The 11,693-nt window shown below is 58.2% G+C and carries 8 protein-coding genes; 4 read left to right on the top strand and 4 right to left on the bottom strand.

Annotated features, from left to right (window positions below):
* Nucleotide 1: 1 nt before the first annotated feature.
* The 3 genes from L8I05_RS06795 to L8I05_RS06785 all read left to right on the top strand — a co-directional run bounded on the left by L8I05_RS06795 (nucleotide 2) and on the right by L8I05_RS06785 (nucleotide 3,587).
* Nucleotides 2-640 carry a T6SS immunity protein Tdi1 domain-containing protein gene (locus L8I05_RS06795; protein ID WP_242167727.1) on the top strand — a complete coding sequence of 213 codons (639 nt, stop codon included), beginning with the start codon at nucleotides 2-4 and terminating at the stop codon, nucleotides 638-640.
* A 1,398-nt stretch (nucleotides 641-2,038) separates the two neighbouring features.
* Nucleotides 2,039-2,263 carry a hypothetical protein gene (locus L8I05_RS06790; RefSeq protein WP_242167725.1) on the top strand — a complete coding sequence of 75 codons (225 nt, stop codon included), beginning with the start codon at nucleotides 2,039-2,041 and terminating at the stop codon, nucleotides 2,261-2,263.
* 382 nt (nucleotides 2,264-2,645) lie between these two features.
* Nucleotides 2,646-3,587 carry a cupin gene (locus tag L8I05_RS06785; protein WP_242167723.1) on the top strand — a complete coding sequence of 314 codons (942 nt, stop codon included), beginning with the start codon at nucleotides 2,646-2,648 and terminating at the stop codon, nucleotides 3,585-3,587.
* Nucleotides 3,588-3,596: 9 nt separating this feature from the next.
* Here L8I05_RS06785 and L8I05_RS06780 read toward each other — a convergent pair whose 3' ends face one another.
* From L8I05_RS06780 to L8I05_RS06765, 4 genes are read right to left on the bottom strand one after another with little or no spacing between them, the layout of a single operon-like run.
* Complete coding sequence (locus tag L8I05_RS06780) at nucleotides 3,597-4,505, bottom strand: LysR family transcriptional regulator (RefSeq protein ID WP_242167721.1); 909 nt, start codon at nucleotides 4,503-4,505, stop codon at nucleotides 3,597-3,599.
* 25 nt (nucleotides 4,506-4,530) lie between these two features.
* A complete protein-coding gene (locus L8I05_RS06775) occupies nucleotides 4,531-7,596 on the bottom strand; it encodes an efflux RND transporter permease subunit (RefSeq protein WP_242167719.1) in 3,066 nt (1,021 codons plus the stop codon).
* Between the two features lie 9 nt (nucleotides 7,597-7,605).
* A complete protein-coding gene (locus L8I05_RS06770; RefSeq protein ID WP_242167717.1) occupies nucleotides 7,606-8,793 on the bottom strand; it encodes an efflux RND transporter periplasmic adaptor subunit in 1,188 nt (395 codons plus the stop codon).
* A 16-nt stretch (nucleotides 8,794-8,809) separates the two neighbouring features.
* Nucleotides 8,810-10,417, bottom strand: a complete 1,608-nt coding sequence (locus L8I05_RS06765) for an efflux transporter outer membrane subunit (protein ID WP_242167715.1) — start codon at nucleotides 10,415-10,417, stop codon at nucleotides 8,810-8,812.
* 316 nt (nucleotides 10,418-10,733) lie between these two features.
* Here L8I05_RS06765 and L8I05_RS06760 point away from each other — a divergent pair, with 316 nt between their 5' ends.
* Nucleotides 10,734-11,690 (top strand): ABC transporter substrate-binding protein, encoded by a 957-nt coding sequence (locus tag L8I05_RS06760; RefSeq protein ID WP_242167713.1) that lies wholly within the window; start codon nucleotides 10,734-10,736, stop codon nucleotides 11,688-11,690.
* Nucleotides 11,691-11,693: the final 3 nt, after the last annotated feature.

The following is an 11,693-nucleotide window of genomic DNA, read 5'->3' as shown; positions in this document are numbered from 1 at the left end:
AATGTACGATATTTTTCGCAGCTCTTTCCCTACCGATTACCGTGTAGCCAGTGAAAACATGCCTGTTTTTGAGGCTAAAGGTGATGGTTATGGATTGGTTGAGCTGATGTTGGAGTTTGGAGGGTGTTCATTTGATAAAGCGTTATATCGAGTGATGACGCCTAGTTCGATTAATGAGTGGAACAAAACTATCGAATATGCGTTTCCCAATTTTTATGGGCGCGTGCAATGTTTTGGCTATGATTGGCTAGGGCGCATATTTGCACTTGACTCAGGCAGATTGGAGGAAGGGCATCCTGGAGTCGTTATGTTTGAGCCAGGAACCGGTCAGGCGCTCGAAATTCCTTGCAATATCGTGACTTTCCATAATCAAGAATTGGTTGAGTACAGCGAAGAGGCTTTAGCCGTTAGCTTCCGACTTCAGTGGTTAGTTCGAGGCGCTGCACCTAGCTACGAAGAGTGTATCGGATACAGAACACCATTATTTCTCGGCGGTAAAGATATCGTGGATAACTTGGAAATTTCAAATCTTGATGTCTACTGGACATTAACAGCTCAACTGATTAGGAAAGCTAGGGGGCTTCCTCTAGGTGCACTTCTTGGAAAAATCACTTCTGTTGATGGAGCCGTACCAGAATAACTCGGTGCAAAAGCAACCTTGCCTGTGGCAACTGACCTTGGGAAAGTTTCATTTGATGCTGCTAACGGGGTCGGAACCATATACTCCCCGAAAGTGACGATGAATGCCGGTGAGGTTATATTTGACGACTTTGCTGTAAGTACATCGAAAGTTTTGGAAGTGCGTTGGAACGGGTAGAGCCTATCTTAGGAAAGAAAAATCCTGACTTTGTATTTACGGATGGGCCATATTCTGGAAAAACGGTTGACTTTATGTGGACTGCCTCAAGTCGATCTTCGCAAATTAATAATTTTTTTCAAATAATGTAGGGCAAAATCAAAGGCAGCTCATTGATCACTTGAATAAAGCTGATATAGTTCCTATCGATTATAGAAATCTTACGCCCGGTAACCAAGGGATGGTCAACGGCTGGATTAAGTTGCTGCCACAAGAGCAACAAAATAAGATATTAATTTTGCGGTGAACTCTATGGGTATGTATATATCAATAAATGAGTCTTCAGGCTGGGGGACTTCAGGGGGGGGTGTTTGATTGTATTGTCGAAGGCACAAGAGCACTCTTCACTCATGATCAATATAGCTGTATGAGAAAGATATACGATTCTCTAGATGAGCAAGCGCAGAGCTTCATCGTTCTAGATAATATTACAGGCGATTGCTTCAGTTTGTTCTATAGCCATTGCGAAGCGGCAATGAAGATTTTTCCTGAAAGTGACCGCGGAAAGCTGGTGCCTGAGAATCATATTCCAGGGATACTGTGGAATTGGTCTGAGGTTTTACGGCTTATGCGAGAGGATGTTCGCTATAAAGATAAATAATTTGGTGCAAAAGAAATTGGAACGGTTACTACCAGAACAACAAAGAACACCACTCGGCTGGGTGGTGAGGCTGGTGAGCCGGGAGTAAAAATAACCTATAAAGATGGTACGGAATTCGATATGACCAGTACTCAAGTTAAAGAAGCAGAAGCCAATCCTTATGTGCCTGGAGCAACACGTCCGGTTAGATATGAAAACGCTCTAGATAATAAAGGCATCAAACGAGCTCCTACTCAGCAGGAGCTGGACTGGTTTAACAGCATTTCAAGGTGTTACTTCGAATGCAATAAGGTGCAAAGGCGACTGAGGCGGTTAGTGATATTCCCAAGGGAGTAACCAATCCAGAAATTTCCAAACTAAGAAAGCTGATGGTAGTTGGGATTGGCCGGAAAACTGGGGTTTATTTGGCGATCCTATTGAGAATACATTGCCAGCAGGTACTAAGTTTGACCGTTATGGTGGACCTCAAGGATCCTTCTTATCACCTTAAGGTGTTCCTTTTGAACAACGAGTGTTGGCGCCTGGCTCAAAAGCCGCGGAATATTCAATCCGGCTACTGGACTTTCGAAAGGAAAATAGCAATGAGCACCGAAAATTTGACACCGGAACTCGCGTATCTTGCGATGTATGAATTTCTTGTAGATCTGTATCAGCGAACAATGTCGGATGAGTTGGGTTCACTATTGGGCAGTATGAGTTACCTTGCCGATGGTGAAACTGCCGATCCGACAGTTTGGAAGGATTGGATGCGCTGCGTGACTAAAGTCTTGGCTGGGCAAGGCGATGCTCAACTGACACTGGGATGATTTGTTGGTGCAAAAGAGACAGTTCAAGCGTCTCTGGTTTCCAAGGGGGCGGATGTAACTCCTGAAATTATCCAAAAAGCTTTACACGTCGACTCGACTATTAGTAATGCACAAAATTTTGTGTCGCTACCTGCGATTCAGAGATACGTTGATCGACTCCTTTTCTGCCGGGACGAGTTGTGCTGATCATATAATCAGGAACGTCAGGAAATAAGTAAAACAGGGCAGACCAGGGTTAAAGTTTGCCCCTCACGCGTAGGGGCAATCGACAAAAAAACCCCAACCACCCCATCCTGCACAACTGCTATGCCAACCGAGTGCTTAATCCCTGTGGTCGCAATGCCTATAGTCGGTCCAAACCAGCCAAAGCCTGAGGTGGATGATGAACAGCGAATTCAAGCCCAACCTGACCGATACATTGCCGAGCGAGCAACTGGACGCCGAGTACTTTGAGTACAGCAAAGCGGCGAACCCCATCAGCGCCAATCTGATTACCCGGATTCCCTACCACAGCTTCCCGGCCTCGCTGTATGACAGCGGCCCTTCGCGTGTCGTCGCGCTTGACCTCAGCGATGCGCTGGGTTGCGAGGGGCCGGCGACGGGGCCTGGGCTGTGTGCCAACTTTATTCGCTTGAACGCCGGCGAGGCCCTGGACCTGCACCCCAATGCGACTTCACAGGTGTTTTATGTGATTGCCGGGGAGGGCAGTGTTGTTCAGGGCGAGCATGCCATTGAATGGTCAGCCGGTTGTTTTATCGCGTTGCCTGGCATGCTGTCGGCCCACTTCAGCGCCACACAGGATGCGCGCCTGTACTACGTGCATGACGAACCGCTGTTGCGCTACCTGGGCGTGACGCGCAGCACCGACCGTTTCGCGCCGACGTTGTATCCCGCAGCACTGGCCAACCTGAAGCTGCGTGAAGCGGCCGATGACCCGCGTGCCCAGGACCGCAGCCGTATAAGCATCTTGCTGGGGAATCGCAATTTCCCACAGACCCGCACCGTCACGCATGTGCTGTGGGCCATGTACGGCATCCTGCCGCCCGGTTCGATTCAAAAGCCGCACCGGCATCAATCGATTGCCCTCGACTTCATCATCGACTGCCCCACGGGCTGCTACTCGCTGGTCGGTACTGAGCTGGACGCCGACGGCCAGATCCGCAACCCGGTGCGGGTGGACTGGTCGCCAGGCTTGGCGTTCGTGACGCCACCGGGCTACTGGCATGCGCACTTCAATGAGTCGGATACGGAGGCTTTCCTGATCCCGATCCAGGATGCCGGGCTGCAGACCTATCTACGCGCGCTGGATATCCGCTTCAGCTGACGGGTGCTTTCAGCGTTTCCAATAAGGTGTCTCGCCCAGTTGCTCGACGATAAAGTCGATGAAGCACCTGACCTTGGACGACACGATGCGCTTGGGCGGGTAAACAAACCACACGGCGAACGCCTGCTCTGCGCCTCGGATGGTCCAGTGCGGCAGCCAAACCCGCAGTTCGCCGGTTTCAATCGACTTGGCCACCAACCAGTCAGGCAGCAGCGCAAAACCCAGGCCTTGGCGCGCAGCGATCAACTGTGCGTCAAGGTCGCTGATGCGAATGCTGTCGCCATGCACCAATGGCAGCACCTCATCTGCGCAAGCGAAGGCAAAATGGTCCGCGGCAAGCCTACCCAGGATCGCCGGCAGGCTGGCCAGCTCTGTCGGGGTGGACGGGGCAGGGTGTTGCGCCGCAAACGCCGGGCTTGCCACCAGCAGGTACTTGCCCGCGCAGATCTTGCGAGCCTTGAGAGTGGAGTCGGCAAGTGCGCCAATCCGAATCGCCAGGTCGACACCTGCGTGAATCAGGTTGACTTGTGCCTCTTCCAGCACCAGCTCCAGCTTGATCTGCGGATAGCGCGCCAGAAACGTGTTCAGGACGGGAAGGATATGGTGACGAGCAAAAGCCGGTGGCACATTGAGCTTGAGCACCCCGCGAGGTTGCTGGTTCAACGCCGACGTCGCCGCTTTGGCTTGTTCTAGTTCATCCAACACCCGACGCGCGTGCAGCAGAAATGTCTGGCCGCCTTCGGTCAGGTGCAGCGTGCGTGTCGAGCGGTTGAACAGCGCAATACCGAGGTCCTGTTCCAGGTCCTTCACGTAGCGCGAAACCGTTGACGCCTTGATCCCGAGCCGCTCGGCCGCGCGCGAGAAGTTGTTGCCTTCAGCGGCTTCGACGAAGGCGGTCAGTGCAGTGAAGTAATCCAAATTCGGCGATGCTCATAGGTGACAGTCAAGTGGCCCTCAGGTCTGATCCAGGCATCGACTGCTCAGCTTCCTGATGATGCGTTTCCCCAATAAACATATACATCGCCGGCACCATAAACAACGTCAGCAGCGTGCCAATCGACAACCCGGCAAAGATCACCAGCCCCATATCATGCCGCCCCGCAGCCCCTGCGCCGGATGCCCACACCAGCGGCACCACGCCGAGCACCATGGCGGCGGTGGTCATCAGGATCGGGCGCAAGCGCACGCCGGCGGCTTCTTCGATGGCTTCGCGCTTGCTGTGCCCGGCGCGCTGCAGTTCGTTGGCGAACTGCACGATCAGGATGCCGTGCTTGGTGATCAACCCCAGCAGCGTTACCAGGCCCACCTGGGTGTACACGTTGATCGAGGCGTAACCCATGGTGATGAAGGCGAGGGCGCCGAACAGTGCCGGCGGCACCGAGAACAGGATGACGACCGGGTCGCGGAAGCTCTCGAACTGGAAAGCCAGCGCCAGGTAGACGATCAGAATCGAGAACATCAGCAAGCCAAAGAAGCCACCGGATTCCTGGATGAACTGGCGCGATTCGCCGGCAAAGTCCGAGGTGTAACCCGAGGGCGCCACGTTGGTGAGGATGGTGTTGAGCTTGGCCAGCAGTTCGCCCTGGGCTACGCCACTGACGCCGGACAGGGTCGCCGAGTTGAGTTGCTGGAAGTGGTTGATCGATTCCGGCTGGGTCGAGGTCTCGATATGCGCCACGGTGCGCGCCGGGATCATCGCGCCTGAAGGCGTGCGAATGTAGTAATCCAGCACCTGCTCCGGGTTGAGGCGGTTAACCTGCAGCACTTGGGGAATAACCTTGTAGGAGCGCCCAGCCGTGGAGAAGTAGTTCACGTAGTTACCGCCCAACGCCGCGGACAGCGCGGCGCCGACGTCGGCCTGGGTCATGCCGAGTGCGGCGATCTTCTCCCGGTCAACCACCAATTTGGCTTGCGGCTTGTCCAGTTTCAAATCCATGTCGGCAAACCAGAACAGCTGTTGTTTCTGCGCCTCGGCCATGACCGCCTGGGCCACTTCATTGAGGTTTTCCACCGAGTCGGTGGTGGTGATCACAAACTGCACCGGCAAGCCCTGGGCGCCGGGCAACGACGGCAGTGGGAAGGCGGCGATGGTCGCGCCGGGCACCTGGTTCCATTTTTGCTGCAGGTCGAGAATCAGCTGGGCCTGGGAGCGTGTGCGGTCGCCCCAGGTTTTGAGCAGCACGCCGCCCAGGCCCTGGTTGAGAATCGGCAGGCCGGTGAGTTGGAACATCTGCGCGTATTCAGTTTCTTTGCTGGCGATCTGAAAAGCCTGGTCGGCAATGCGCTCCATCTGTTGCGGCGACGCCGTCGGCGGGCCTTTGATCTGCATGAACACCAGGCCTTGGTCTTCGGTCGGCGACAGTTCGCTTTTGGCAGTCATGCCACTGGCGGCGACCAGCAGGAACAGCACAAACCCAAAGGTCACCAGCACCGGCCAGATGTTCAGCCCGCCGGACAGCACGCGGTGGTAACGCCCGCGCAGCCAGTCAAAGTACTGGTCGAGCTTGCGCGCGAAGCGACCTTCTTCCTGGCCGGACTTGAACAGCTTGGAGGTCATCATCGGCGACAGCGTCAACGCGACCACGGCCGAGACGGTCACGGCGCCCGCCAACGAGAAACAGAACTCCTTGAACAACGCGCCGGTAAGGCCGCTGCGCAAGCCGATGGGCACGTACGCGGCCACCAGCACCACGGTCATCGCGATGATCGGGCCGCCGAGTTCCCGCGCCGCGATCAGCGAGGCCTCGAGCACGCTTTTGCCTTCTTCCTTGATATGCCGGTCGACGTTTTCCACCACGATAATCGCGTCGTCCACCACCAGGCCGATCGCCAATACCAGCGCGAGCAGGGTCAGCAGGTTAATCGAGTAACCCAGCAGGTACATGATGAAGAAGGTCCCGACCAGCGACAGCGGGATCGCCACCAGCGGCACAATCACCGCGCGGAATGAGCCGAGAAACAGGTAGATCACCACCGAAACAATGATCATCGCCTCGACCAGCGTCTTCACCACCTCGTAAATCGAGGTGTTGATGAACTCGGTGGAGTCATACACGATCTCGCCGCGCACGCCGGAGGGCAGCTGCGATTGCAGCTCTGGGAACGCTTCGCGCACGCTGTCGGCGACGGTCAGAATGTTCGCGGTGGGCGCCGCCTTGATGCCGATAAACACCGAACGTTTGCCGGAAAACGCCACGCTGCTGTCGTAGCTTTCGGCGCCGAGGGTCACGGTGGCCACGTCTTCCAAATAAACCAGCGCGTCGCCTTTCTGCTTGATCACCAGGCGCTTGAATTCATCCACGGTGTGCAGGTCGGTGCCGGCCGTAAGGTCGACGGTGACGGTTTGCCCACGGGTCGAGCCCACAGCCGACAGGTAGTTGTTATTGGCCAGGGCCGTGGACACGTCCTGCGCCGTCACGTTGTGCGCCGCCAACTTGTCCGGGTCGAGCCAGGCGCGCAGGGCGAACTGGCGCCCGCCGAGAATCTCCGCGGTTTGCACGCCCTGGATCGAATCGAGCTTGGGCTTGACCACCCGCACCAGGTAGTCGGTGATGTTGTTGGTGGGCAGCGTGTCGCTGTAGAAACCCAGGTACATGGCGTCGGTGGTCTGCCCGACGGCAATCGTGAGCACCGGTTCCTGGGACTGGGCCGGCAGTTGGTTCTTGACCGAGTTGACCTGGGTATTGATCTCGGTGAGCGCCTTGCTGGCGTCGTAGTTCAAGCGCAGCGTGGCGGTAATCGTCGAGACACCGGTGATGCTGGTCGAGGATAAATAGTCGATGCCCTGGGCCTGGGCGATGGCCGACTCCAGCGGCTGGGTGATAAACCCGGCGACCGTGGACGCATCCGCGCCGTAGTAGGCGGTGGTGATGGTGACCACGGTATTTTCGGTGCGCGGCCATTGGTTCACCGGCAATTCGAAGATCGAACGCAGCCCCAGGATCAGGATGAACAGCGAAACCACCACGGCCCACACCGGCCGCTGGATAAAGGTATCGGTAAGCTTCATGGGACACCTTTACTGTTCTTGGGGAGTCGGCGCCGGATCGTTCAGCGGCGCGGCGCTGTTATCGACCTTCACGGGTGAGCCATTTTTGAGCTTCATCTGGCCGCTGGTGATCAACAGGTCGCCTTCTTTTACGCCCGACAGCACCGCAACCTGATCGCCACGGGTCGGCCCGGTCTTGATGAAGGTTTGCTGCGCGGTCAGTACCTCTTCGCCCTTGTCGTTTTTGCTCGACGTGGCGATAAACACCGTGGTGCCGTATGGGTTGTAGGTGACCGACGTTTGCGGAACGGTGAGGTAGCGTTGGGTGGTGCCGGAGTTGACCACGGCGCGCGCGAACATGCCGGGCACCAGGCTTTGCTTGGGGTTTTCGACGGTGGCTTCGACGGTGACGTTGCGTGTGGTGGCGTCGAACTGGGTGTCGATGGTGCTGATCTTCCCGGTGAAGGTTTTATTCGACAGGCCATCGGCCGTCACCGCCACGCGTTGGCCGATGGCGATGGCTTCCAGCTGGGTCTGCGGCACCGAGAAATCGATGTAGATGGGGTCAAAGGTCTGCAGCGTGGCGATTTTGTCGCCGGGGTTGAGGTATTGCCCTGGGTTGACGCTGGTAATGCCGATGCGCCCGGCAAACGGTGCGCGAATGGTTTTTTTCGCCACCAGCGCCCGCTGTTGTTCGGCGGCGGCGAGCTTGGCTTTGAGGTCGGCGGTGTCAGTGTCGACTTGGGCCTGGGAGATGGCGTTGACCGCCAGCTGCGCCTTGTCGCGCTTGAGCACAATGCCGGCGAGGTCGGCGGTGGCCTCCAGGGAATGCAGTTGCGCGATATCCGCGTCGGCATTCAACTGCACCAGCAGCGCCTGGGCCGCGACTTCCTGCCCCGGCGTAAAGCCCAGGTTGCGCACGATGCCGCCGACTTCCGTGGTCACATCCACGCCGCGCACCGCCTTCATCGAGCCCACGGCGGAAACGCTCGGTTGCCAGTCGCTAAATGGCACCTGCATGGCGGTCACCACGGCGGCCGGCAACGGCGCCTTGGATTGGGCGATCAGTGCCGAAATCTGCACGAATTTCACCCCGGCTATGATCGCGACGATCACCAGCACCACCACGATCATGATGAGCATCGGCCGCCACAGACGACGCTTGCGCGGTTGTCCGGGCTCGGGGGGCAGGGCAGAGGCAGTCTGAACGTCAGCCATGGGGTCTCTCACTGTTTCAATGATTCGATTCAGGTGCAGCCTTATTGCTGGCTGGCATGATCTCTTGCCACGACGGCAGGCCGAAGCGATCCGGCTTGCCCTGGGTGGCGGGGTCGACGTCGGTGCGGTTCCACCAGCCACCGCCCAATGCCTGGAACAACGCGGTGGTGTCGCTGTACCGGGCGGCCTGCGCCTTGACGCGCGATAGCGCGGTGTTCTGGTAGGTTTGCTGGGCGTTGAGCAAGTTGATATACGCCACGGCGCCGAGGCGGAACTGGGCCTGTACCAAGTCGAGGTTGGCTTGGGCCGCGCGTTCGGCCACGACTTGCTGGTTGAGCGCATCGGCATCCGCCTCCAGCGCCCGCAGCGCATTGGCCACGTCCTGGAACGCGGTAATCACGGTGCCGCGGTAGCGCGCTGCCGACTCGTCATAGGCAGCCACGGCCGCGCGTTTGCGGTGTTCGAGTGCGCCGGCATCAAAGATCGGCTGGGTGATTGAACCGGCCAGGCTCCAGACGCCGCTGCCCGCCGAAAACAGCTTGGTGCCACTGGCCACTGTGGAGCCCAGCGACCCGGTAATGCTGAACTGCGGCAATTGATTGGCGACGGCCACGCCGATATTGGCGCTGGCTTGATGCAGTTGTGCCTGCGCCGAGCGCACATCCGGCCGCTGGCCGACAATGGCCGAGGGCAGGCTGACCGGCAGTTCTTCCGGCAGGTGCAAGGAAGCCAGGTTGAAACGCTCGCCCTGATCCTGATTCGGAAAGCGCCCGAGGTACGCCATCAACTGGTTGCGGGTCTGCGCCAATTGCTTTTGCAGCGGCGGCAAGGTCGCACGGGTTTGTGCCAGCGCGGTTTGCTGCGTGAGCACGTCGCTATCGCCAATGGCGCCCAGTCGTCGCTGGGCTTGCAGCAAGTCGAGCTGGCCGCCCTGCAGTTTGATGATTTCTTCGGTGGCGGCGACTTGATCGCGCAGCGACGCCAGGCTGACCGCCGTGTTGACCACATTCGAAGTCAAGGTCAGGTAAGTCGCCTCCAGCTGGAAGCGCTCGTACTCGGCCTGCGCCGTGGTCGATTCGATTTGCCGGCGCGTGCCGCCGAACACGTCCGGGGCATAGGACACGCTGAGCGATGCCGAACTCACCGTGAGAATCGGTGATTCCGGAATGCCCGAGGTCACGCCCGAGACTTTCTCGCGGGCTTTCTGCACATTGCCGCTCACCGAGGGAAACAGTGACGCCTGGTCGGCATACACCAGTTCGTTGGCCTGGCGTAATGCCGCCTGCGCGGCGCTGACATCCGGGTTGGCACGCAGGGCCTCTTCGACCAGGGCATTGAGCGACGGCGAGCGGAACAGCGTCCACCATTGCCCGGGGATATCCATGCCGGCGATCAGCCGCTGCGCCGCGCCACCGGTGTCGATGTCGGCCCCGGCGGTGGCGGTGAGTTTTTCTCTTGAATAGTCGGCATTCGCCGGCACATCGGGGCGCGTGAAATCAGGCCCAACGGTACAGGCGGCGAGGGCGATGCACAGCAGGCTTAGGGCCGCCAGCCGATGGGGTGGTTTAAACGGGGCGCGGATTGGCGCTACTCCTGATGCACGCTGGCGAAGCTGCTCTTTCATATTTACTCTAGGTAATCAGGTGGTTAACTGCTTTTATTGTTGAGTCATGCGTGCAGGTCCATCCGCCTCGGCCGCTGAAAAAAGGCGTGGGATACCAAGGTTTCAATCAGTGTAGGCGCCGCCGGGCAGTCCGCAATGTACCCCTGCGGTGTCGGCAAGCGGAAAATGCGGCTGCTGCATTTTTTATGCATTACGTTATGCGTTATGGGTATTTTACATGCGGTGGTTATAACCGCATCGTATGAGTCCCTACGAACACTCCGAGACCGCGCGCGCGGATCGACTTGCATGCCTGACAGGGCATCTGGAGACGAACGTGCGTTACCTTTCAAAACTGGCGGCCGGGTTGGCTGCCACTCTGTTGTGCCTGACCGCGAACGCGCAAACGCTGGTGGTCGGTGACCAAAGCTACAACGCCCAAGCCGTGATGGAAGCGGCGGGTGTGCTGGAAAACCTGCCCTACACGCTGGAATGGAAGCAATTCACCGCAGGCTCGCCGGTTGCCGAAGCGCTGAATGCCAACAGCCTGGATATCGGTTTGCTGGGGGACGCGCCAGTTCTATTTCTGGGCGCATTGGGCGCGCCGATCAAGGTGATCGCAGTCAGTCGGCAAAATCTCGAAGGCGTGGCGATTCTGGTCCGCAAGGACTCCTCGATCCACAGCCTGGCGGACCTTGCCGGCAAGCGTGCAGCAATCTGGAAAGGCTCCTGGAGCCAGCAATTGCTGCTGACTGCGCTGGATAAAGCCGGCGTCCCACGCGACTCGCTGGAGCTGCGCTATCTCAGCGCCCTCGATGCCTCCCATGCGCTGGAAGGCGGCTCGGTTGACGTCATCGCCACGTGGGAGCCCTACGTCACCCAACAGGAACGCCAAGGTGCCCGCGTACTCGCCACCGCTGAGGGTTTGATTCCGGCCCAGAGTTTCATCGCCGCCAACGCCAAGGCCGTGGATGCCAAGCGCGCACAGATCAGCGACTTTCTTCAACGCCTGAAAAAAGCCCGGGACTGGGCGCGCCAAAACCCGGCCAATGCTGACGCTTACGCCGATGCCTGGGCCAAGCGCACCCGCGCCGACACCGAAATCGCCCGTGCCTGGTTCGCCCGCGCCCGCACCACGGTCGAGCCACTGACCGCGCAATCGCCGGTCGAAGCGCAAAAGACCGTGGACTTTTTCGCAAGCCAAGGCCTGGTCAAGTCGTACTCGGCGGCCAGCCTGTTCGACGACTCCTTCTCGGCCGCCCTGCAACCCGCCGTCGCCACCACCCAGCCCTGAACG

It is taken from the genome of Pseudomonas sp. MONT-RG-20F-20-E-7-02 (assembly GCF_022662395.1).
In the GTDB taxonomy this organism is placed as follows: Bacteria; Pseudomonadota; Gammaproteobacteria; order Pseudomonadales; family Pseudomonadaceae; genus Aquipseudomonas.
Note: the sequence above shows the minus strand (reverse complement) of the source record. Positions and strands in the feature narration are given on the sequence as shown.